The 22,639-nt window shown below is 62.6% G+C and carries 16 protein-coding genes and 1 tRNA gene; 9 read left to right on the top strand and 8 right to left on the bottom strand.

All coding sequences use genetic code 11. The annotated features are described in order from the left end of the window. Positions 1-4: 4 nt before the first annotated feature. On the bottom strand, positions 5-5,245 hold the full coding sequence (locus tag AOP79_RS05415; protein ID WP_152648023.1) for a hypothetical protein: 5,241 nt from the start codon (positions 5,243-5,245) through the stop codon (positions 5-7). 267 nt (positions 5,246-5,512) lie between these two features. Here AOP79_RS05415 and AOP79_RS05410 point away from each other — a divergent pair, with 267 nt between their 5' ends. The 3 genes from AOP79_RS05410 to AOP79_RS05400 all read left to right on the top strand — a co-directional run bounded on the left by AOP79_RS05410 (position 5,513) and on the right by AOP79_RS05400 (position 9,468). Further along, positions 5,513-8,416 carry an FAD-binding and (Fe-S)-binding domain-containing protein gene (locus tag AOP79_RS05410; protein WP_062071290.1) on the top strand — a complete coding sequence of 968 codons (2,904 nt, stop codon included), beginning with the start codon at positions 5,513-5,515 and terminating at the stop codon, positions 8,414-8,416. Positions 8,417-8,491: 75 nt separating this feature from the next. Beyond that, a complete protein-coding gene (locus tag AOP79_RS05405) occupies positions 8,492-9,010 on the top strand; it encodes a CAP domain-containing protein (RefSeq protein ID WP_161794226.1) in 519 nt (172 codons plus the stop codon). Further along, positions 9,007-9,468, top strand: coding sequence for a CAP domain-containing protein (locus tag AOP79_RS05400; RefSeq protein WP_062071285.1), 462 nt, complete (start codon positions 9,007-9,009; stop codon positions 9,466-9,468). Before AOP79_RS05405 ends, AOP79_RS05400 begins: the two co-directional genes overlap by 4 nt. A gap of 3 nt (positions 9,469-9,471) precedes the next feature. Here the strand turns inward: AOP79_RS05400 and AOP79_RS05395 are convergent, their stop codons facing one another. Next, positions 9,472-10,011, bottom strand: a complete 540-nt coding sequence (locus AOP79_RS05395) for an arsenate reductase/protein-tyrosine-phosphatase family protein (protein ID WP_062071282.1) — start codon at positions 10,009-10,011, stop codon at positions 9,472-9,474. Positions 10,012-10,050: 39 nt separating this feature from the next. On the opposite strand from AOP79_RS05395, the gene AOP79_RS05390 reads away from it, so the two are divergent. The 4 genes from AOP79_RS05390 (at position 10,051) to AOP79_RS05375 (ending at position 15,682) form a co-directional block, all read left to right on the top strand. Beyond that, positions 10,051-11,862: a DUF4012 domain-containing protein gene (locus AOP79_RS05390; protein ID WP_062071280.1), complete on the top strand. Its 1,812-nt coding sequence runs from the start codon at positions 10,051-10,053 to the stop codon at positions 11,860-11,862. Positions 11,863-11,919: 57 nt separating this feature from the next. Beyond that, the gene (locus tag AOP79_RS05385; protein WP_201774438.1) at positions 11,920-12,435 is read left to right on the top strand and encodes an LPXTG cell wall anchor domain-containing protein; all 516 of its coding nucleotides are present in this window, start codon (positions 11,920-11,922) and stop codon (positions 12,433-12,435) included. 23 nt (positions 12,436-12,458) lie between these two features. Continuing rightward, a complete protein-coding gene (locus AOP79_RS05380) occupies positions 12,459-13,940 on the top strand; it encodes a sugar transferase (protein ID WP_062071276.1) in 1,482 nt (493 codons plus the stop codon). Between the two features lie 281 nt (positions 13,941-14,221). Continuing rightward, entirely contained in the window at positions 14,222-15,682 is a 1,461-nt protein-coding gene (locus AOP79_RS05375) for an NAD-dependent succinate-semialdehyde dehydrogenase (RefSeq protein WP_062071274.1), read from the top strand. 11 nt (positions 15,683-15,693) lie between these two features. Here the strand turns inward: AOP79_RS05375 and AOP79_RS05370 are convergent, their stop codons facing one another. Both AOP79_RS05370 and AOP79_RS05365 read right to left on the bottom strand, forming a co-directional pair. Then, positions 15,694-17,373 (bottom strand): ABC1 kinase family protein, encoded by a 1,680-nt coding sequence (locus AOP79_RS05370; RefSeq protein ID WP_062071272.1) that lies wholly within the window; start codon positions 17,371-17,373, stop codon positions 15,694-15,696. Positions 17,374-17,411: 38 nt separating this feature from the next. Beyond that, the gene (locus AOP79_RS05365) at positions 17,412-17,957 is read right to left on the bottom strand and encodes a PadR family transcriptional regulator (protein WP_062071270.1); all 546 of its coding nucleotides are present in this window, start codon (positions 17,955-17,957) and stop codon (positions 17,412-17,414) included. 295 nt (positions 17,958-18,252) lie between these two features. Here AOP79_RS05365 and AOP79_RS05360 point away from each other — a divergent pair, with 295 nt between their 5' ends. Both AOP79_RS05360 and AOP79_RS05355 read left to right on the top strand, forming a co-directional pair. Then, positions 18,253-18,579, top strand: coding sequence for a hypothetical protein (locus tag AOP79_RS05360; RefSeq protein ID WP_062071267.1), 327 nt, complete (start codon positions 18,253-18,255; stop codon positions 18,577-18,579). A 20-nt stretch (positions 18,580-18,599) separates the two neighbouring features. Beyond that, complete coding sequence (locus AOP79_RS05355) at positions 18,600-18,827, top strand: RNA-binding S4 domain-containing protein (protein ID WP_062071263.1); 228 nt, start codon at positions 18,600-18,602, stop codon at positions 18,825-18,827. A 290-nt stretch (positions 18,828-19,117) separates the two neighbouring features. Here the strand turns inward: AOP79_RS05355 and AOP79_RS05350 are convergent. The 4 genes from AOP79_RS05350 to tmk form a co-directional block, all read right to left on the bottom strand. Further along, positions 19,118-19,193, bottom strand: a tRNA-Thr gene (locus AOP79_RS05350). Between the two features lie 35 nt (positions 19,194-19,228). After that, positions 19,229-20,764: an alpha/beta hydrolase gene (locus AOP79_RS05345; protein ID WP_062071260.1), complete on the bottom strand. Its 1,536-nt coding sequence runs from the start codon at positions 20,762-20,764 to the stop codon at positions 19,229-19,231. Between the two features lie 9 nt (positions 20,765-20,773). Continuing rightward, complete coding sequence (locus AOP79_RS05340; RefSeq protein WP_236683260.1) at positions 20,774-21,940, bottom strand: DNA polymerase III subunit delta'; 1,167 nt, start codon at positions 21,938-21,940, stop codon at positions 20,774-20,776. Continuing rightward, positions 21,937-22,596, bottom strand: a complete 660-nt coding sequence (tmk, locus tag AOP79_RS05335; protein WP_062071258.1) for a dTMP kinase — start codon at positions 22,594-22,596, stop codon at positions 21,937-21,939. Before tmk ends, AOP79_RS05340 begins: the two co-directional genes overlap by 4 nt. Between the last annotated feature and the right edge of the window lie 43 nt (positions 22,597-22,639).

The raw sequence follows: 22,639 nt of genomic DNA, 5'->3' as shown, positions 1-22,639 counted from the left end.
GGGATCAGCCGGTGTAGGTGATCACTGTCGCTCCCACAGGTGTTGCTGCAGATGCGACTGCGCTCACAGTCGTGACCGGGTTGGTAGCGCAGGTGGGCGTGGGCGGCGGGTAGTTGACCACCACATCAAACGTGGGGTTGACCTCTACCCGGATCGTCACACCGTTGCGTGTCCATCCGAAGTTCTCGTCTCCAATGGCTTCCCACACACCGTTCTCGTCTTGTCCCCATCCGGGCCAGCCGGTTGGGACAAACGTGTCCGAGTTGTAGGGATCGATCTGGTCTGCGGTGTACCCCTCTGCTGGAGCCACTGATGCTCCAGGCCAGAGGAACCGACCCTTGATGAATCCGTCGTCATCAAGTACCAGGTCCTCGTCCATCACGTGAGTCTGACCGTCGCGGCCGATGAAGGTGATCGTGACGCTGCCGTCACCTTCATAGCGGTTTGCGGGGTCGTTGAGCTCGACGCTGAAGTCAATCCACGGCGAGTCGGCGACACAGATGGAACTGAGGAAGGAGCCACCCAAATCGGGCTCCGGGCCGTTGCAGTCCGGGCTCTCATTCGGGTAGTAGGTAGCAGTTTCAAGGTCGATCGACGGGTTCACCGTGAGGTTGACGTTGATGTCCTCACGAGTCCAACCGAAGTTGTTCTCGCCGACGTTGATGTACTCACCGGTGGCCTCATCCAGAGCCCAGCCGGGCCAGTTCTGAGGCGACTCCGAGGCTCCGGGCCACAGCATCCGACCGGTCCACGTGTGCGTCATAGTCTCGGGGTCGTAGCTGTACTCGATCCCGTCCTGTGAAGCGAAGTTCAGCGGAATGGTCGGCATGACGTGCTGCAGGGCGGGGTTGGTGTCATCTGTGAGGGTGAACACTGCACCATCCTCAAAGTTGACTTCCTCGAGCTCGTCGACGACGGAGATGGTGTAGGTCATGTATGGCGTTCCTTCCACACATTCGCTTGCCAAGATGTCGGGCAGGATCTCTGCACATTCACCTTCGGGCCGGTCCACCACGAACTCGCGTCCGTATTCTTCTCCGTACTCATCGCCTGCGACTTCGAATCCGTAGGTGCCGTGCGTCAGGCCGCCCACATTGAGTTCATGCAGGTTGCCGTCGCCGAGTTGGAGAACCGCGGGTGCGGCGTCTCGGTTGAGTACCGGGTTGCCGTCTGCGTCAAGGTAAACCTTGGTCAGCGAACGGGTTTCCGGGTCTTCAATGACGCGGTAGAACAGGATGTCGATGGGGCCGTCGACGGTGGCTGCACGGTACGCCGCGCTGATGGTACCTCCGTCTATTGCCTCACAGGTGATGGGGGTACTGCTGACCTCGACCTCGCGTTCCACGGGGTCACATCCGGTGTTCCAGATGCGCTCGTTTGCGATGGTCCAGTTCACGCCAGCGTGATCCACGTCAACGCCGTACCAGTCCTCATTGATGGGCGGGATGATGACTCCGCGTTCCTCCATCGACGCGAAGACCAGACGATCTGCAGCATCGAACGCTCCTACATGGAGCCATGGGAAGGTCGAGTTGAGGTACGCGCCCTCGAAGAACCAACGGTCCTCCTCGCTTACCCAGAAGGCGCTCCAGCCCACGGTGGTGAGGTCCCAGCCTCCGTCGGAATCAGGGACACACGCTTGCACTGAACCGAAGGGCACGAAGCAGTCGTTCGGGTCGCCGGTCCACTTGATGTAGAGCGTGCCGTGTTCCTTCTCCCATGGGTACAGTTCCGTCGCAACCCACTCGTTGGCGTCACCACTCAACTCGGTCGGGCAGTACTCGACCGGGTCAGCGCAGCCGTACTTGAGGAGCTTCTTGAACGTGCTGTCGCTCCACTCATCCCAGTTGGTGCCCGCGTGAGCGAAGGCGTAGTCGCCCTGACCAAACGAGAACGGCGGGATGATGTCTGCTGTGTGATCAGCGTGATCGAACGTCAGGCCCGAACCACCCTGGGTAAACCAGGACTGGTCACCTACGGTCATCCAGCGGGCGGTTGCGACTGACATGCCGCCCTCGCCCTCGTTGGCCTCACAGAACTTGACCTTGCCGGTCTTGACCTCACAGTTGCCGTCGATGGCCAGCGGTGCGCCGGAGTAGTAATCGGCGTACTGCTGTTCCGTGACGGTCATGAGGATCCAACCGGATCCTCCGCCGTAGTTGCGAGCCAGTGCAGGCCCTTGACCGTTCGAGTCGTCGTCTTCGACGCAGATTTGCAGGCTTTCCTGGCAGCCGTTGGCGAGGTACTCAAGGAGCATCTCGTCTGAAGCAAAGCCATGCTGGCTAGCAAACGCCTGCACCACGGCTCCGTCGTAGTCCTTCACTTCAAACGCGGGGTGAAGCGTGGTGCCCGGGATGGGATCCGGCACTACAACGTGGGACTGCTCTCCGTAGATGTTGGTGGTCGAGGTCCACGAGATCTCGCCCACGCCGTATCCGGATGCGCTGTCATCTTCGACACAGACCTCAAGGGTTCCCATTGCTACACAGTCGCCACCGTTGAAGAACTCGTGGTCGAAGTAGAACAGTCGGTCTTCAGGTCCACCGTTGACCCACTCGAGGGTCTGACCGAGCTCTTCATAGGCTTCGAGCTTGGCGTCCGTGTCCAGGAGGTACCAGTCTTTCTGAACCCAGACTCCACATTCGAGGGGCTCAAAGTCACAGTCCTCCATGCGGTCCTGGGGGAACGCGGCGGCGTTGATGCGTGGAACCCGTACGCCATTCACTGTCTTGAATGTGAGGGTGTCAGGCATCTCCCAGCAGACAATCTCTGTGGTGCCGCAGTCCTCGGCGTTGGTAGCCAACTGGTGGTCGTCGGCGTCGTAGTCGCGTTCGCGAATGGTGCCGATCTCCCAGACTGGGTCGTTGTCGGTTCCGACATTGACACACACCTGAACGCTGATTTCACAACCATTGTCCAGAATCTCTTGACCTGCGGGGGTCCAGTTCCGGCCACTGTGGGTCACCGTCTGCTGGTCGAAGAACGGCCCAAAGTCGACGGAGATCGCAGGAATGATGTCCTTGGGGTGGAGAAGCGCTGGGTGGTCTTCGTAGACCACAAACGCCCCGAAGTACTGTGTCTCGTAGACCTTGGGGTTTGCCACCACCTGCTCGTACTGCTTGTCCTTCTTATCCCAGTGGCAGATCAGCACCTCTGGCTCACAGCCCGTGCCCTTGCCGAAGGTCAGGGTCTGCGTCTCGGCGCTCTCTGACCCACGTGCTGCCTCCTGGTCACCGACGGGGTCGAGGACTTCAGCGACACATACGTCGTCAGGCAGCTCACAGTCATTTGCAAGGAGGTACGCTCCCTGGTCAGTCAAGTGGTTCTTGCCGTCAAACGTGAACTCTGATTCATCGCCATAGGTGATGGTGAACGGCGGAATCACATCGTTGCCGTGCCGGGTGATGTGGTCGCCACCAGAGTTGTACTCGTGGCTGTCGCGGAACACCGTCCAGCTGATGGTCTTGGACTCGAACTTCTTGTCGTCCTTGTCCCAGTGACAGATCTGCACTTCACCGGTGCCACAGGGCTCGCCGGTGCTGTCAGTGGTGAACCGGTGTTCGCCAGCGTAGATCTTGTTCGGAGCTTGGTCTCCTGGCTTTCCGTCGACCCAGCCCAGTCCGTTCTCCTTGATGTTCAGCAGCTGCTTCAAGTCTCCGTTGGAGTCGATGAAGTACTTGTCGAGCTGGTAGTGGGAGTCACCCACGCAGGTCTGGACCTCGGGGTTACATTCATCCGACAATGCGTCGAAGCTCGCCGCCCAGTCAATGAAGGTCTGCGGCGGGGTGAAGTTGGCCTCGACAACTGCGGGGATGCCACCTTCGGTCAGGACGACGCCGCCTTCGTTGTCGATCTCCCAGCACACGTAGATGGTGAAGGAGCACTCGTCCGCGTCAACCGTCACGCCAGCAGGAAGTGCTTCCTGCAGAGCTTCCAGCGTGTCGAACTGAGTGCCCTCAACGAGCTCCGGGCACTCTTCAACAACACAGTCGTCTGTCGCCTCGGAGCCAATCAAACGCCAGCCCTGCTCGAATGGCCAGTCCTGTCCAGCGTTCTGGTTCGAGTCCCACCCCAACTGGCCCGATGCGATCAACGCATCAAGATTGCCGGCAGCGGACAGACTGGTCGCGACATAACGATCGAGTTGATACCAGTTACTTGGTCCGCACTCCTGCTGTGGCGGCTCGCAGTCTGCGACGAGGTTGTCGAGAGTGTAGTTGGTGTCCTGACCTTGATACTTGGCCCAGATTTTCTGCTGTGGCGGCTCGAACAGGGCCTGCACACCGGGGTTGTTTCCGGCGTGAATGTCCTTGTTCATGACCTCCCAGCACACGAACACTTCATACGCACACTCGGTCTGAGCCTCGTTGGAGTAGAACCACCCCTCGGGCAGAGTCTCCTGGTCGCCGTCAAGGTTGGTGCAGACGTCGACTGTGGTTTCTTCATCGCCCTTACAGACGATGTAGTGGGACACGTCTGGCACATTGCCGCCATTGTTGAGGACCGAGGAATAGCTCTCGCCTGCGACGGGGTGGGGGTAGACCTGGTAGCCGTCGCCACCCTTGACGTATAGCACCTCCCAGTGGTCACCTGGCCAGCTGCTGCCATACTCCCTGAGGATCACGGACTTGCCGTCGCGGCTGATCTTGGCGTGGGAGTTCGAGTTTCCCTCACGGTCGTCTTCGTACTTGTAGCAGTATCGAATATCTGACGTGTGCTCGGTGTACAGGTCGAACACTTCCTGCTTACTCAGAATCTTGGTCGAGGGTTCGTCATCATCATCGTCGTCATCGTCACCTCGGCGTGCCGACTGGGTCGATGGTGCAGCTTCTTCAGACGCCTCTGCCTGCTTTGGCTCGGTACTGGAGTCCTTGGACTCTTCCGCCGGGGCTTCGTCGGATCCACCAGCGGGCGAGCTCTCTTCTTTGGGCTCTGCCTTCTCGGTTGGAGTCGTTTTGGGCGTTGACGTTGCCTTGGGTGTCGGAGTTGCCTTGGGCGTGGCTTTCTTTTCCTCCGCCGGCGGGTCAATGGGATCAGCGGTTGACGACGTCGCGGACGTGGTCACCGGCTTCGGATCCTCTTTGTCGTCGGACTCGTCCGCTGCTGCGGGTTCCTCGACGTTGCGCGGCAACATTTGGAAGACCTTGGCCATTCCGGTGTCGCCCGCCGATGCTGGAATAGCCCAGCCGGCGATTGCTAGTGCGGTGGCGGCGAGAATCGCCACCACCCTTGTCCTCAGCTTCATGATGTTATTGCCTCCCCGTCAGGCCCGTGAAGTTCCCCAAATAGACCTCATGCGTCGCCTGACACGTAATCAACGCTAGTGACATATCTCACATTTGCAACGTGAGCGTGTAACGCATGTGACTGATGTGACAGATGTATAGCGTGTGACGAAAGTCACACGATTATCGAAGAGTTATCCACAGCGCTCCCGAAATTGATAAAGGATATTCGCGAACTGCGACGCACTCCGAGGCGCGATTCAGCGCCCCCAGCGTCAGATGGAACAATGTCGAATGTGACCACGACCTCCGCCGCGGAAGACCTCGACTACGCAGCACTTGCTGCCCACCTTCGCGACCGAGTCGACGGTGATGTCGATGACTCAGCGCGGCGACGTGCCGAGTACTCCACGGACGCCTCGAACTACCGCGTCCCACCGCAGGTGGTGGTCTTCCCCCGAGACAGCGCCGACTTGATGTCCGCGCTTGATGCAGCGCGCGAGGCACACGCCCCCGTCACGATGCGTGGCGGCGGCACCAGCGTGGCTGGCAACAGCATCGGCCCCGGCGTCGTGATCGACACCTCCCGCCACATGAATGCAGTGCTGGAACTCGACCCCGAGGCGCGTACCGCACGGGTCCAGCCCGGCCTGGTCCTCAGCGAACTACAAAAAGCTGCGGCCCCACATGCGCTTCGGTTTGGCCCTGACCCATCGACCACCAACCGTGCAACCTTGGGCGGACTGATCGGGAACAACGCATGCGGTCCTCACGCGGTGGCCTACGGAAAGACCGTCGACAACGTCATCAGTGTTGACGCGGTCACCGGTTCCGGACAGCGCATCGAAGCTACTCGCAAGGGCGTGGATTCCATCGCCGGCCTCAAAGACCTGGTCGATGCAAACCTGGGCTTGATCCGCACCGAGTTCGGCCGATTCGACCGACAGGTCAGCGGCTATTCACTGCAACACCTCCTGCCGGAGCTCGGCGGTGACCTCGGAAAGTTCCTCGTCGGCACCGAGGGCACGCTGGCGACCACGCTCGAAGCGACCGTTGCTTTGGTGCCTATTGCTCCCGTGCGGCTCACTGTGGCCTTCGGTTATGACGACATGCCGGCTGCGGCCGATGCGGTGATGCCGATCATGGCTCACAAACCTCACGCGGTGGAGGGCCTCGACGCACGCTTGGTGGAACGTATTCGCGCAGCCAAGGGCGACCAAGCCATTCCGGCCCTCCCGCCGGGTGCAGGTTGGCTCTTCATCGAGGTGGGCGCCGATAGCGAAGAGGAAGCACGCGACATTCTGGCCCGCATCACGGCCGATGCCGCCAGCACCTCCGTAGCCGTGTTCACCGACCCGCGAGAAGCCGCCCGACTGTGGGCCATCCGCGCGGACGGTGCAGGACTGGCAGGACGAAGCGCAGACAACAAGGAATGTTGGCCCGGCTGGGAAGACGCCGCCGTGCCACCCGAGCGCCTGGGAACCTACTTGCGCGAGTTCGATGCGCTCATGGAACGCCACGACGTCACGGGACAGCCCTTTGGCCACTTTGGCGACGGCTGCATTCACGTCCGCCTCGATATTCCGATGCAGGAGGACGGGCGACCGCTCCGCGCATTCATGGAGGACGCTGCCGCACTCGTCACCAGCCACGGGGGCTCGCTCTCCGGCGAACACGGCGACGGCCGCGCACGCGGCGAACTTCTTCACCACATGTACTCCCCTGAAGCCATCAACCTGTTTGGTCAAGTCAAGGCACTCATGGATCCGGACGGGGTACTCAACCCCGGGGTCATCGTTGATCCTGCACCCCTCGACACGAACCTCCGCCGCCCTGCAGCGCCACGCACTCCCAAGAGCACCGGCTTCGCATACCTCCACGACCACGGCGACCTCACCGAAGCACTCCACCGCTGCACGGGCGTCGGCAAGTGCCGGGCCGATGCCATTGGTTCCGGGACCGGCTTCATGTGCCCCTCGTATCAGGCCACCAAGGACGAGAAAGACGTCACCCGCGGCCGCGCACGCGTCCTTCAAGAAGCCATCAACGGTCAACTCATCGGCGGACTCGCGGCTCCCGAGGTGCGCGAAAGCCTCGACCTGTGCCTGAGCTGCAAAGCCTGCTCCACGGACTGCCCATCAGGAATCGACATGGCGGCCTACAAATCTGAGGCCCTCCACCGCACATACCAAGGCAAACTCCGGCCCATCACCCACTACAGCATCGGCTGGCTGCCCCGGTGGTTGAAGCTCGTGGGCAAAGCACCCCGCTTCTTCAACGCGATACTCAAGCCCACATGGATCCAAAAGATGGCAGTGTCCACCGCAGGCATGGACACTCGACGCCACCTCCCTACCTTCTCCGCCACCCCCTTCCGCAAGAGTGACGCAGCTAAGTCTCGGCGAGCATCGGCCGGGCGTCATGGCGCCAGCCCGAGCGCAACCGAGCGTCGCGTCGTGCTGTGGACTGACTCCTTCACCGATGGTCTCGATGCCCAGGTACCCGAAGCCGTGGTCGCAGTCCTTGAAGACGCAGGATTCGAGGTCGTGGTCCCAGAACAATCGGCCTGCTGTGGCGTGACGTGGATCTCAACAGGACAACTCGACGGCGCCCGCAAGCAACTCCAGCATCTCCTCAGCGTGCTGGGTCCCGTCGCCGTGAACTCCATCCCCATCGTCGGCATCGAACCCTCCTGCACCGCCGTCCTGCGTGGAGACCTCGTGGAACTCCTGCCCGACGACCCCCGCGCCCACGCCGTCGCCAACGGCACCTACACACTCGCCGAAATGCTGTCCGGCAAAGCGCCCGTGAAACCACGCGAGAACTGGCACATGCCTCGACTTGATGATGTCACTGCCGTGGTCCAACCCCACTGCCACCAATACTCGGTCACTGGCTTTACGGCAGACCGCGAACTACTCGCGGCAGCCGGCGCCACCGTCACCGAGACATCCGGGTGTTGCGGCCTTGCGGGAAACTGGGGAACCGAGAAGGGGCACTACGACACCTCTGTGGCCGTCGCCGAGAACTCACTCCTCCCAGCCCTGCGCAATGCTCCCGAAGGCGCAATCTACCTCGCCGACGGAGTGAGCTGCCGCACGCAAGCAGAAGACCTCCACGGCACGCGCGGCATGCACCTTGCGGAACTGCTCGCCCAGCGCCTGAGCTCCGCAACGACGCCCCGCACATAAGGTCCAGACACCAACCCGATGGCAGGAACACCACACGCACACACACATCTGCCTCGCGCAACGTATTCTGAGAGCGTGCCACTTCACCCACGACCTCTCCGCACCACCGTTGCGTCCGCACTGATGCTTGGTGCCGCGGTGGCGCTGACGGGCTGCACCCAATCGTCAGACAGCGTGGAACTGCCGGCCGCAGGAGAATTCGCGTCCGAAGTGTTCGCCACCGTCAACGCCATGCGAGTCGAGGAAGGCGTCGACCTCCTGCAACGCTCCGCCTGCCTCGACGCATACGCAGAGGAGCGCGCGGCCCTGCTTCCCGGATCCGTCAACGTTCCCCGCGAAGACCTGCCCGCAGACTGCGGCGACTACGACTACGCCGGGGAAAACGTGTCTCGGTCCGACCAGACAGCCGTCGAGGTCGTTGACACCTGGGCAGGCAACACAAATCAGTACCCCAACCTCGTCGACCCACAGTTCGAGATCGCAGGAGTGGGCTGCGTCCCCGTCTCCGCAGCCGACAACTCAGAGGTAGCGCAGGGCGATGAGGCCATCGGTGGAATGGCCTGCTCGATGATCTTCCTCGGCTACACACCGTGATCGCACGGCGTATCCGCATTGCCGTCACATGCACCGCGCTCACAGCACTGAGCGCCTGCGCCAATGCGACGCTCCCCAACTCGTCACCCAGCCAAGACGCCACCAGTGCGGCCGCCTATGCTCACGACGTCTTTGTCGCCGTCAACGCTGAACGCACTGTCGCCTCGCTCACCCCGCTGGAATGGGACGACTGCCTCGCGGAAGAAGCCCTGAAACGTGCCCGCCAAGCAGCAGGAACCGACGAACTCCAGCACGAAGCATTGCTCGTCAGCTGCGGCGATGGAGAACGCACAGGAGAAAACCTGTCCCGACTCAATGGCACTCCAGCCGAAGTAGTCGAGCGCTGGATGGCGTCCGCCGGACACGAAGCCAACATCATGGACGCCGACTTCAGCGTCGGCGGAGTGGGCTGCGTAGAAGCAGGGTCACTCACCACCTGCTCGATGCTCGAGCAATAACGGTCAATCCCTCACCCACGCCGCAAAGTCCCGGCAACTCCCGTCGATCTGCTTAAACGCGGCATCGTACGCATCAATAGAGCCCCGATACGGGTCAGCCACATCACGAATCGGCGCGTGAGGCGTTGCACGCCATACCGCCACAGCGGAAGTGACAGACCTGAGCCGCTCCTCCAGAACCTCCCCCGCCAGAGGCAAGCGAGCATCGGCCGCCTGCCGAAGTTCATCAAGCACGACAGTGCGCTTCATCGCTGCCGGCACCAGGCGCAACACATCCGTCCGTTGCTGAACGGTCATCGTCACCACAAGGTCCGCTTCTTTGATGGCGCCCTCATTGATCTGAAAAGCGGTATGCGCTCGCCCATCCCAACCCGCCGCATCAAGGTGGGCCAACATCTCAGCCGGAATGGTTCCCCCCGGAACCGCCTGCAAGCCGGCGCTCGCCACCAGGGCAGCCTCCCCCAGGTACGATCTGAGCAACATGGCTGCCGCGGGTGACCGGCAAATATTGCCCGTACACACGGTGAGAATCTTGAACGCCATGGTTGGCCCTCACTATGACAGCTGGAGAGTTTTCCTTACGTGACCACGGTACCGCCGCCCCGCCGCCCCGCCTCCCACGCTGCCGCCGCCCGCAAGAGCACTCGGCACTGGTGGCGCTGGGCGCTGCTAGCCGCAATCGCCCTGGTGGTGGCATGGGCAGGGCTCCTGAGCTGGGACGTATGGCAGCTACGCACCATCGCATCCGACATGGAGACAAGCGCCTCCGCCGCCAGCACTGCAGTCAAAGAACGCGATGCTGAAACCCTGGGACGTGAAGTGACCGCCGTACAAGCGTCCGCGGCCGACTTCGCCGAGCACACTACAGGCCCGCAATGGACCATCGCGTCATGGATCCCCTGGCTCAAAGACCAAACCGTGCCCGTACAACAGGCAGGGGCATCGGTCCAGGTGCTCGCCGACGACGCTCTCAAGCCACTCAGCGACATCGACGACCTCACCATCCTCGAAGTTCCACCCATCGACAACGGCCGTATCGACCCGTACGTCCTTGAGCCGTACCGCGAGACTCTGGCGCAGGCGGCCGATGCGTTGGCGTCGGAGACTGCGGCTCTGGCGGGGGTCGACACATCCGGAAGCATCGACATGGTCGCCGACCAGATCGACTCACTCGGCAGCCAGATCGCGCAAGTCGGGAACCTCGTCCAAGGTGCCCATGTGGCCGCGGAACTCATGCCCAGCATGCTGGGGGCAGAGGGCGAACGCACCTACGTCGTGATGGTGCAAAACAACGCCGAGCCACGAGCCTCGGGAGGCATCCCGGGAGCGACCATAGGGTTGAGCGTCAACGACGGGGTGCTGTCCCTGACAAACTACGTCGCTGCAGCCGACATGAGCGACAACTCCACGCTCGTCGCACCACTGACCGACGACGAGACACGCATCTTCACCAACCGCATGGCCTGGTATCCCCAGGACGTCAACTTCACGCCCGAGTTCCCGCGCGCGGCCCAACTCATGGCGGCATTCTGGGAACGCGAGTTCGGCGTAACCCCTGACGGAGTACTGTCCGTCGACCCCGTCGCGCTGCAATACATGCTCGCCGACATGGAACCCACAGACATTGGCGGCGTCACGCTCACCGGGGACAATCTTGCATCCGTCATGCTCAACCAGGTGTACTTCGACTTTGACGACCCCGGCAACGCGGACGCCTTCTTCGCGCTCACCGCCAGCACCCTGTTTGGCGACCTCCTGTCAGCAGACAACTCAGCACTCGCCTCCGGCCTAGAGAAAGCAGCAGCGGAGGACCGGATCTCCCTGTGGTCCGCGAACGCAGAAGAGCAGGCCCTACTGTCCACCACAGGAATCGACGGAAACTTTGTGCGTCGAGCCGATGCGCTCGGCGTGTTCCTCAACGACGGCTCAGGATCCAAGATTGGCTACTACATTCACACCGAAGTCGACGTGAAGACAGCAATCTGCGGCGCCGAAACCGAGCAGAGTGCGCCCATCGCAGGACGCGACGTCACCGTGACACTCACCCACACCTACGACGGCTCCGTCAGCGACCTCCCCGAATACGTGTCCGGGGGCGGCGTCTTTGTCCCCTCAGGCAACTTCGAAGGCAACCTCATGCTCTACTCGCCCCAGGGCGCCGGCGTCTCACGCCTCACCGTCAACGGCGAGCCAGCATCGTTCCTCCCCGAGATGCACCATGACCGCGCACTCTCAGTAGCCAGAGTTGCTTTGGAACCCGGACAAAGCGCCACATTCACGTTCACCCTCACCGCCCCGGAAACAGCCGACGCCGACATGCCGATCGTCGTCACACCCGGGCCAGCTGGTGGCGACTTTGTCACATCAGCCCTATCGCCATCGACCGATTGTTAGAATGTCCGTGGGATGGGCCTGGCCCACACGCATTTGCAACAGATCGGAATGACCAGAATGATTCGACGCACGCTCGCCGTTGGCGCGCTCACAGTCGCAGCCTTCGCAGTGCCCGCGGCCGCGATGGCAGACACCTACCCAGCTCAAGATGCTCAACTGGTGTGCTCGTCACAAGAAACACCCATGGTCACAGAGTTCACCTGCACCGTCACTGGTGAAGCAGGACACGACGCCACAATCCAAACCGAGTTCGCAGGCCATGACGCTTCTATCGCCGGCGCCACAATGTCGTCCACACAGACAATGACCGATGGCACCGCCACATGGACCATCACCGCGCCAGACCAGACCGGCCCCATCACCATCACCGGATTCGACACCACGGCCGAAATCACCACGAACTCCGCCACCGTCATGGTTGTCGACAACACCAGCGCCGACGGTGACAACCTCCCAGTGACCGGCGCCGAAAACACTGGCCTGCTCATCGCGGGAGCCGTCGCACTCGTAGGGGCCGGCGGGGCCGTAGTGGTTCTGGCCATGCGCCGTCGCAACACCGACGACGAGGCGTAAACCCTTTCACTGAAAGGTCCTCGATGGCACACCCTGATCCACGCGCCGTGACCGGCCCGTCGGAACGCATGGGTGGCTCCCACGGCTGGGCGCAGCGGTATCGCAGGCGCCTGATGTTGACCGACGCGGCCATGATCGCGCTCGGCATGGGCTTGGCCCACCTTTTCCGCTTTGGCCCCGACCTGCTCGCATCAGTCTCGGGCCCATCGGCCCCCGGATACGGCGTCGTCAGCGTCGCCATTGGTGCACTGTGGTTCGCGCACCTCGTGGGAGCACGCGCCTTCGAAGTCCGCAACCTCGGCCACGGCCCGCAGGAGTTTCTACGGCTCTTCCGTGCGACCTGGCGAACCTTTGCGTGGGTTGCGATCATCGGCTTCTTGACCCAATGGCAGATCAGCCGCGGCTACCTGCTGTTCGCGATGCCCGTGGGGTTGCTGCTACTACTCCTCGGTCGCGCATTGTGGCGGCTGCGCATGCACCACCAGCGAGACCTCGGCAACCTCCAAGCGCAAGTGCTCGTGGTAGGTCCGTGGAAGCAGTCTGAAGAAATGATTCGCCGGCTCCGCAACACCAAGCGCGCCGGCTATCACGTGCTGGGAGTGTGCCTCCCTCCCACAAGTAGCGGAGAACTCTCCGACGACATTGCCGATGTGCCTGTGCTCGGGCGCATCCGTGACGCCGCAGATATCGCTCAACGTGTAGGTGCGGAGTACCTGATCCTCTCTGGAACCGACGACATGTCCTCCGCCGAGGCTCGTGACCTCGCATGGGCGCTTGAAGGCACCGGTGTGGGGCTGATCATTGCGCCCGCGATGGCCGACGTGACCGGCCCTCGCGTCATTGTGAGCCCCGTCGAGGGCCTCCCCCTCTTGCACGTTGACGAGCCCCAGTTCCGCGGCGGCAAGTTCCTCCTGAAGTACACCGTGGACCGCATCTGGGGCGTGATCTTTCTCGCTGTCGCGGCCATCCCTATGGCCATCATCGCGATCGCCGTCAAGGCCACGAGTGCTGGACCCGCGTTCTACCGGCAAACGCGGGTGGGACTGGACCACCGTGAGTTCACCATCTACAAATTCCGTTCGATGTACGTGGATGCCGATGAGCGCCTCGCGCAGCTCGAGCGCGAGTCCGGCGACGCAGGCAATGACGTGCTGTTCAAGATGCGCGATGATCCCCGTGTGACCCCGGTTGGCAAGTTCCTGCGGCGCTTCTCGCTCGATGAACTGCCTCAATTGCTGAACGTCATCAAGGGCGATATGGCCGTGGTTGGACCGCGTCCACCGCTTCCTAGTGAGGTCGCTCACTGGGATCGTGGTGTGTCACGCCGCCAGCTCGTCAAGCCTGGGCTCACCGGCCTGTGGCAGGTCAGCGGGCGCTCCGATCTGGACTGGGAACAGGGCGTGCGGCTCGACGTCTACTACGCAGAGAATTGGTCGATTGCAGGCGACACGGTGATTGTTCTGCGCACGATGTGGGCGGTCCTAGCCGGCCGCGGCGCGTACTGATTCCCTGCCCCTCGCTCGCCGCCTCCCCCGCCCACCACCCCGACACTTTGAACCAAAGGTGGCCTCGGCGCGCCGTGCCACGCGCGCTAAGGCACTGAAGCATCGGCGTGGCGCGGGCCTGACCGGTTCGCAGTGCCCGAGGGACCGCGTGGCGCGGGTCTGACCGGTTCGCAGTGTCCGAGGAACGCACGTCACCTCGTAGTGTGATGAGGTAGGGAAACACGGACGATGCAGTCCCAGCCCGCACCGTCACTCACCTGACACGCCACACGGGAGGACCCATGACTGACGCACACACTGCACTGTTGGAGACGATCCCCACGGGGCTGTTCATCAACGGCACCTGGCGCGAATCCGCCGACGGAAGCACCTTTGGCGTCACCAACCCAGCGGACGGCACCACCCTCGTCAACGTGGCATCGGCAACCGTCGCCGACGGCACGCAAGCGCTCGACGCATCCTGCGCCGCACAGTCCGAGTGGGCAGCAACATCGGCGCGCGATAGGTCCGTCATCCTGCGCCGTGCGTTTGACCTCGTGACTGAGCGAGCCGAGGACTTCGCACTGCTGATGACCCTCGAGATGGGCAAACCACTCGCTGAATCGCGCGGAGAAGTGACATACGGCGCCGAGTTCCTACGCTGGTTCTCCGAGGAAGGCCCACGCGTCCAAGGCCGCCACGGCAGCAACCCTGAAGGTACCGGCACCATCATGGTCACTCAGCACCCCGTTGGCCCCTCCCTCCTCGTCACACCCTGGAACTTCCCGCTCGCAATGGCGACACGCAAAATTGCACCCGCCCTCGCTGCCGGATGCACGGTAGTCATCAAGCCCGCCTCAGCCACCCCGCTCACCACAATGCTGTTCGCCGCGGTGCTTGAAGAAGCAGGCGTGCCTCCAGGCGTCGTCAACGTCATCCCCACATTGCACTCGGGCACCATCTGCGAGCCACTCATCCGAGACCCTCGGTTGCGCAAGCTCTCATTCACTGGATCCACCCCCGTTGGCGTCACTCTTCTCGAACAAGCCGCCCGCAACGTCCTGCGCACCTCAATGGAGCTTGGCGGCAACGCCCCCTTCATCGTTTTCGACGACGCGGACCTCGAAGCCGCCGTCGACGGGGCGATCGCCGCGAAGTTCCGCAACATCGGCCAGGCTTGCACCGCTGCCAACCGATTCTTTGTACACCGGGATATCGCCGATGCCTTCGTCACCGCGGTGACGCAACGCGTCCGTGAGATGAAGGTGGGCCCAGGTACGGAAGACGGCGTCGACATCGGCCCTCTCATCGACAGCGACGCCCTCGCCAAAGTCGAACGCCTTGTGGACAACGCACGCCAACTCGGCGCCACGGTCACCACCGGCGGGCACCCCTCAGCGCGCGGTGGAACGTTCTACGAGCCGACCGTGCTGAAAGACGTCCCACCTCATGCAGACATCGTTCACGAGGAAATCTTTGGGCCGGTGCTCGCGATCAGCACGTTTGCCACCGAGGACGAAGCCGTGACCCGCGCCAATGACACTGAGTTCGGCTTGGTGTCTTACGTCTTCACAGAGTCCCTTGCGCGTGGCCAACGCATGACTCAACACCTCGATGCGGGCATGGTGGGGCTCAATGTTGGAGTGCTGTCGAACGCTGCCGCGCCGTTTGGCGGCTGGAAAATGTCCGGGCTGGGCCGCGAAGGCGGCGCCGAAGGAATCCACGAATACCTCGAGACCAAATACACCCTCACCCCACGGTGAGATCGGCACCGCTAAGGATTGCGGCGACGACGGCCGAAAATGACGTGCAACAACGGAGCAATCGAGGCAATCATCAACACGTGACCAAGCGATGAGTTCGTCGAATAAACGAGCGCGCCCGACACAAGCAAAGCACCAAAGATCATCGCCGAGATCAGTCGACCTCCGGTGCGTTCCAAACGTCCCATGAGCGCTTCAACTTTGGGAGCCGTAATGCCAATACGGCCCTCCTCGATACGCTCCAATGCAGCGTCAAGCCGCCGAGGCAGACCCCAGGCAATCCCGAGCATGTCGACAGCGTCACGCGCGACATCGCCCACCAGGTGTCCGCTCTCCTCACGGAGGAGCTTCTTGGCATACGGCTCGACAGAATCCCAGACGTTGTAGGCGGGGTCGAGGCCGCTGCAGACGCCCGACGTCAGTGATACGGAACGGACCAACAACAAGTAGTCCACCGGCATTTGGAACGGCAGTTCCACAATGAGGTCAGAAAACTCGAGCGCGAAGGCCTCAAGTTCACGCGGGTCAGCATCGCGCAGCTCCGTCACGGCCATGCCGCCGAAACGCGCAAACACCTTGGTCACCGCGCGCTCAATCTCAACGGTGTCGGCCCCATCGAGGAGCACTCCAGCATCCTGCATCGCACGAACCATGGCATGTCCATCACGTGCGGCCGATGCCACAAGGAGTGCACGTAACGCACTCCGTAAGTGCTCAGGCACCTCTCCGACCATCCCGAAGTCGATGAACGTGATGGTCCAAGAATCCGGGGCGTCCTCGGGACCGGGCTGCACGTAGAGGTTTCCGGGATGCGGGTCCGCGTGGAAGTAGCCGTGGTCGAAGAACTGATCGAACATGATCGACGCGAACGTGGTCGCGACCACCGCGGGATCGAGCCCGGCTTTGCGCAGCCCGATGCGATCCGAGACCTTGATCGCGGTCACGTTCTCCATCGTCAAGACTCGAGTCGACGTCCGTTCCCACACCACCTTCGGTGCGCGCACCCTGGGATTGTCAGCGAAGTTCTCGGTGAACTTCTCGACAGCCGCCGCCTCATGCAGGTAGTCAATTTCGTTAAAGCTGGTGCGCGCGAACTCTTCGATCAGCGCAGGCATGTCCACACGCCTCTTCACGACGCGCAGCCGGTGAAGCCAACTAGCCACGCGCCTCAGCGCTGCCAAGTCCACCGTCACCACATCTTCGATGCCTGGGCGTTGCACCTTCACGATGACGTTGTGAAACCCCACCATCTCGGCATCGGCTTCGCGGAGCGTCGCACGATAGGCCTGCCCGAGTGAGGCAGCCGCGACGGGGTCAGGGTCAAAGGAATCGTAGACCTGGTCGAGCGATGTCCCCAGTTCAGCCTCAGCCTGAGTCCGCACAACATCGAATGGCACTGCCGGGACCTCATCTTGGAGTCCCTCGAGTTCTTTGGTGATTTGTGGAGGCAGCACATCGAGTCGCGTCGACATGAACTGGCCCAACTTGATCATCAAGCCACCAAGATCGACCGCCAAGACACGATAGTGGCGCGCGAACTTCTCCATGCGAGCCACACGATTCCCGTCGCCGATGCGGCCCAGACCGATGCGCGCCAAGAGGATGTCGTACCACCAGATCGCCACAAGGTGACGGGCAAAAAACCGGACGATGCGCCGGTACCGGGCACGCCCCGTGGTCGTGTCAGACATCTACTCTCCTCGGCCCCGCCCAGCGCCGACGGAAAGTGTCAGCCTTCAGCAAGGATCGAGTAAATCTTACGTCGCGCCTCGTCAAGAACCTCAGCGGTGCGACGCTGCTGCTCCTTGTTACCCGTTGTTGCGACCTGTCCTGCGGCCTGCGCAAGGTCAAAACCGGCCTTAGGTAGGAGCCCGAGCTGGCTCTCGTCGGTCTCGGTCGATTCAGCCCACGGAGCGGTGGCGGCAGCGGCCTGAGCGTGCTCGGTAGCCTCGTCGGTCAGCGTGTACACCTTGCGGTCCTGGACCGTCTCGGCAGTGACGAGACCCTCATCGGCAAGCAACTGCAGAGTCGGGTACACGGAACCTGCACTCGGAGTCCAGCGGCCACCAGTACGCCCCTCGATCTCGCGAATGATCTGGTACCCGTGCATCGGCTCTTCGGACAGGAGGGCGAGCACTGCTGAACGGACATCACCTCGGCCCATGCGCTGCGGGCCGACCTTCTTCTCGACGGTCGCGCGGACCTGCTGCATGGCCTCCCACATAGCGTCTGCCGGGTTGACGCCGCCGCGTCCAGATCGGAATCCAGTACTCATGATGTGCTCCTCATCCCACTCACTATCGATAGTGAACGATATATAGCGATATATCCCATGAGAACACCGCGCGAGCGTTTTGGCAACCCCTCGTGACGGCTTTCTCCTGACTTCTCCGTGACACTTTGAACCAAAGGTGGGGTCGGCGCGCCGATGCCGGCACCGACATCGGCCGTCCTAGCGGCGAGTCGGGCGCTGGACCGGTTCGTAGTGTCAAAGGGAAGGGCGGGCGCAGGGAAGATCAGGCAGTGCATCGACGTTGTCGCCAGTGACCACAGACGAACGGAGGTTCACGATGACACCCGAAGCATGGTCCGACAAGCGCGAGCGCCAGTACGAGCACATCAAGGACTCCGCCCAAGAGCGCGGAGAACCCGAAGAACGCGCCGAGGAGATCGCCGCGCGCACCGTCAACAAGGAACGCGCACGCGCCGGGGAGTCCGAGGAGGCGTCACGCACGTCATTGGAGGACAAGTCCAGCGGCCAGCGCGGGGGCGAGCGATCACACACCGGCGCCAAGGGACGCACCAAGCAGCAGTTGCTGGAGGAAGCCCGCCGCAAGAACATCCGCGGTCGCTCCACGATGAACAAGCAAGAACTCAAGGACGCCGTCGACGACTGAGCGTCGGATAGCATGCGGGAATGGCACCTTCCGCACCAGTTGACGACGTTTCCATCGGCACCGACGGCATCCGCTTGGGGCAGTTCCTGCAACTCGCAGGGCTGCTTGACTCGGGCGGCAACGCTAAAGAGGCCATCCGCGAGGGCGACGTGTCCGTCAACGGCGAGGTTGATCTTCGCCGTGGGCGCCAGCTCAAAGTTGGCGACGTCGTGACATTTGCGGGGCGCGCGGCGCGAGTCTGCGAATAGACGCTGCCAAGGAATCACGTTGCCTGCGAGCCAGGCCCGCCCCGGATTTCCTGACACGGCGCGATTTCCCGAAACGACGCAACTTCCCGACACTGCGAACCGGCAGGACGTGCGACACGCCGAGAGGAGCGCCGATGCGCTGGCCGCCCTCGGCGCGTCGGTAGCACCTTTGGTTCAAAGTGTCGGGGGGCCGGGCGGGGAGGGGTGATGGCGGGCGGGGTGCGGGCGGACGCCGAGGCGCATCCAGAAACCACAAAACCCTCCGGTCACAAGACCGGAGGGTTTTTCTGTGGAGCCGCCTAGGAGAATCGAACTCCTGACCTATTCATTACGAGTGAATCGCTCTACCGACTGAGCTAAGGCGGCGTGCACCCGAGGGTGCGAGTAGACATACTAGCGCGTCAACACTCAGTTCCCGAATCCGGCATCACACCGTCCACCAAGAAGCCATCGACGTTGTCGATAATGCACTGGTTGGAGCGACCGTAGGCGGTGTGACCTTCACCGTCATAGACCAGCAGTTCGGCGCCCAGCCGCTCGGCGAGGGACTCGGACCACTTCAATGGTGTGGCGGGATCGTTAGTGGTGCCGATGACCAGCATCTGCGGTGCCGATGCGGCGTTGTCCAGTGACGTGATGATGTCGTCAGCGGCCCACGGCCAGCCGTCACAGCCGGTTCCGGAGGAGAACCACCATCCGAATGTGGGCGATGCTTCGAGCATGACCTCCCGGAACTCTGCAACATCGTTGTAGTCCCACGCTTCCTCGTCGCCTGCGTCCAGGCAACCGATCGCGGTGAAGGCCCACGTCGAGTTGCCTGCATAGGTGCCGGTAGCGGCGTCACGGTCGAGGTAGAAGTTGGCGAGCTGGAACATCACGCCGCCGGTGCCTTGCTCAACCAACTCCGTCAACGCCGTGTTGAGCAATGTCCACGAGGCCTCGTCGTACAGCGTGACAACAATGCCGTAGACCATCAGGTTCCCGTTCAGGTCCCAGTCCTCGCCCGTGGCAAATGGCTCCGCGAGGGCCTGGTCCATCAGATCCGAGATGTGCTGGCGCTTAGCCTCCACATCCCCGTCGAGTGCGCAGTCATCTTGCGAATCGCACCACACCAAGAAGTTCGTGAGCGCCTGCTCAAAGCCCTCTGCCTGACCGATCGACTGCTCTTCACCGGGAAGGAGGAAGTCGACGGCTCCGTCGAGCGCGAGCCGGCCCACATTCTCGGGGAAGAGTTCTGCGTAGGTAGCACCCAACTGCGTGCCATACGAGAAGCCGAGGTAGTTGAGCGCCTCGTCCCCCACGAGGGCACGGATCAGGTCCATATCGCGGGCGGCCGATGCCGTGTCGACGTTCTTCACCACGTCACCTGAAGCGTCTTCACACGCCGCCGCGAAGATCTCGTTGCGCTCGACGCCGGCGTCGAGATCCTCCTGGGATTCGAGCGGGTAGTCAGGCATGTAGTAGTCATCGATGAGTTGATCACTGCCACACATCACGGGTGTGGACTGCCCCACCCCGCGCGGGTCGAAGCCCACGATGTCGTATGCGTCGAGCAGGTCGTCACCGGCGCTAAGCGTGAAGTACTCCGTGTAGTCGAGGCCCGAACCACCCGGGCCCCCGGGGTTGATCAGAAGCGAGCCAAGACGGTCCGACTCACTGCGAGCCACGGAACGGTTGATGTCGAGATCCATGGTGTCGCCCTCAGGCTTAGACCAGTCCACGGGCACCTGAATGGTCGCGCATTCGAGTGAGCCACACTCTTCCCAGGCAATCTCCTGGCCGTACAGGTCACCATCGGGGACGGCAGAGGAACTCTCGGACGAATCCGTGCTCCCACCTTGATCCGGCGTCACCTGTTCCTTGCTTGGAGTGCAGGCTGCAAGAACCAGGACCGATGCTGCGATAACGGCAAACGCGCTGTGTGAACGGGAAACCATAGGCCAACCCTACGCGGCAGTACGCGGTCGGAGCGCGAGAGCCATGGCCTCAAGCGCCAGAAGTGGGGAAACATTGCCGGCAAGACGCTCGCGCGTGAGTGCCAGGGCATCCAAACACCGCATGGAATCCGCGAGCGTGGTGCGCCCCGCAAGATCAGAAATATGTCCGCGATGCGACTCGTTCACCAGGGGTACGGTGGCGCCCACCTGCAAGCAGACGACGTCGCGATACAGCGACAGCAAGTCGACGATGGCGCGGTCCAAGACGTCCCGCTTGTGACGAGTGGCGCGCCGTTTCTGATCCTCTTCGAGTTGTTTCACTTGGGAGCGCAATGCTGGCGGCAGCCGCCCGCCGTCGTCGGCCCCTAGCGTCCTGAGCAGGGAGTTGCGTTCCTCGATGTCACGTTCCGCGGTGGCGGCAGCAGCATCGTCCTCAGCAACCTTCACCAGGTCGGCGGCTGCCAGCACGGCATCACCCACGCCACGAATCTCGGTCGCGAGTGCCAGCACTTGTGATCGGCGAGCTCGGGCATCGCTGTCGCGCGCCAAGCGTCGCGCCATACCGATGTGGCTCTGGGCCGCGTAGGCGCACTCGCGGGCCAGGTCGGGTTCAACGCCGTCGCGGTCCACCAAGAGTTGCGCGACGGCCTCAGGGTCGGGCACGCTCAGATTCACGTGCCGTGAGCGCGAGCGAATGGTGACCATGACGTCTTCCGCTGAGGGCGCGCACAAGATCCAGACGGTCCGCGGAGGCGGCTCCTCGATGGACTTCAGCAGCAGGTTCGACGTCCGCTCCGTCATGCGGTCCGCATCCTCAACCAAAATGACGCGCCACCGACCCTCGGTGGGAGACGTGTGCGCTGTCGCCACAAGCGACCTCACCTCGTCGATGCCAATGGTGACTTTCTCGGTGGCCAGCACCGTCACGTCGGCGTGGGTTCCGGCGAGCGCCGTAGTGCAGGCGTGACATTGCCCGCATCCGCCCTCGGGACACTGCAACGCTGCCGCAAACGCACGCCCGGCAACTGACCTACCGGAACCGGGAGGGCCGGTCACGAGCCACGCATGAGTCATCGCCGCTGGTCGTTCCACAGCCGCCTGCAAAGGCGCGATGGCGCGGTCTTGTCCCACCACATCGGCCCACACGGATGCGGCACTCACAGGCGTGGCACTCACGGTGTTCCCCACGGCTCAACGCCGGCGTGCGCCGCAGGTAGCCCCGCCAGCCCCACTTTGGTGAGCGCCGAGTCCACTGCTACTCGAACATCGGCCGCAACGTCATCGACGCTCTGGGACGCATCGACAACGGCGTACCGCTCGGGCTCGCGTGAAGCCAAGGCAAGGAACGACTCGCGGATCAGCGCGCGATCCCCGCCCGTCTCACGCTCCACTCGGTCAAGCTCGCGGGCTAGCCGTTCCGGAACGGACTCCATGTCCAACAGAACCGTCAGATCAGGTACCAAACCTTCGGTTGCCCATTCCGATACGCGTGCCACCTCATCCCCGAGACCACGCGCTCCCCCTTGATAGACCACCGAGGAGTCGATGTAGCGGTCCTGCACCACGGCAGCACCACGCTCGAGCGCGGGGCGCACTTTGGTGGCGATGTGGTGTGCGCGGTCTGCGGCGTAAAGGAGCGCCTCTGCCCGCGGTGCCACATGGCCGCCGTGCATGATGGCTTGCCGCAACTCGCGACCGAGCTCAGTGCCCCCTGGTTCCCGTGTTTCCACAACCTCACGGCCGCCCGCGCGCAACGCTCGCGCTAGGAGCTCGATCTGCGTGGTCTTGCCCACACCATCGCCGCCTTCAAACACCACGAAAAACCCGCTCATGCGAACAACCTACCCGCGCCCACCGACGGCCGTCACCGCGCCT

The organism is Demequina sediminicola (genome assembly GCF_000975055.1).
Taxonomy (GTDB): Bacteria; Actinomycetota; Actinomycetes; order Actinomycetales; family Demequinaceae; genus Demequina; species Demequina sediminicola.
The sequence above is the reverse complement of the archived record's forward strand: the minus strand, read 5'-3'. Positions and strand labels throughout refer to the sequence as shown.

Excerpts from the sequence above, each read along its gene's own strand:
- AOP79_RS05415 (WP_152648023.1), bottom strand. The coding sequence starts at position 5,245 with ATGAAGCTGAGGACAAGGGTGGTGGCGATTCTCGCCGCCACCGCACTA.
- AOP79_RS05410 (WP_062071290.1), top strand. The coding sequence starts at position 5,513 with ATGTCGAATGTGACCACGACCTCCGCCGCGGAAGACCTCGACTACGCA.
- AOP79_RS05395 (WP_062071282.1), bottom strand. The coding sequence starts at position 10,011 with ATGGCGTTCAAGATTCTCACCGTGTGTACGGGCAATATTTGCCGGTCA.
- AOP79_RS05385 (WP_201774438.1), top strand. The coding sequence starts at position 11,920 with ATGATTCGACGCACGCTCGCCGTTGGCGCGCTCACAGTCGCAGCCTTC.
- AOP79_RS05380 (WP_062071276.1), top strand. The coding sequence starts at position 12,459 with ATGGCACACCCTGATCCACGCGCCGTGACCGGCCCGTCGGAACGCATG.
- AOP79_RS05375 (WP_062071274.1), top strand. The coding sequence starts at position 14,222 with ATGACTGACGCACACACTGCACTGTTGGAGACGATCCCCACGGGGCTG.
- AOP79_RS05370 (WP_062071272.1), bottom strand. The coding sequence starts at position 17,373 with ATGTCTGACACGACCACGGGGCGTGCCCGGTACCGGCGCATCGTCCGG.
- AOP79_RS05365 (WP_062071270.1), bottom strand. The coding sequence starts at position 17,957 with ATGAGTACTGGATTCCGATCTGGACGCGGCGGCGTCAACCCGGCAGAC.
- AOP79_RS05360 (WP_062071267.1), top strand. The coding sequence starts at position 18,253 with ATGACACCCGAAGCATGGTCCGACAAGCGCGAGCGCCAGTACGAGCAC.
- AOP79_RS05355 (WP_062071263.1), top strand. The coding sequence starts at position 18,600 with ATGGCACCTTCCGCACCAGTTGACGACGTTTCCATCGGCACCGACGGC.
- AOP79_RS05345 (WP_062071260.1), bottom strand. The coding sequence starts at position 20,764 with ATGGTTTCCCGTTCACACAGCGCGTTTGCCGTTATCGCAGCATCGGTC.
- tmk (WP_062071258.1), bottom strand. The coding sequence starts at position 22,596 with ATGAGCGGGTTTTTCGTGGTGTTTGAAGGCGGCGATGGTGTGGGCAAG.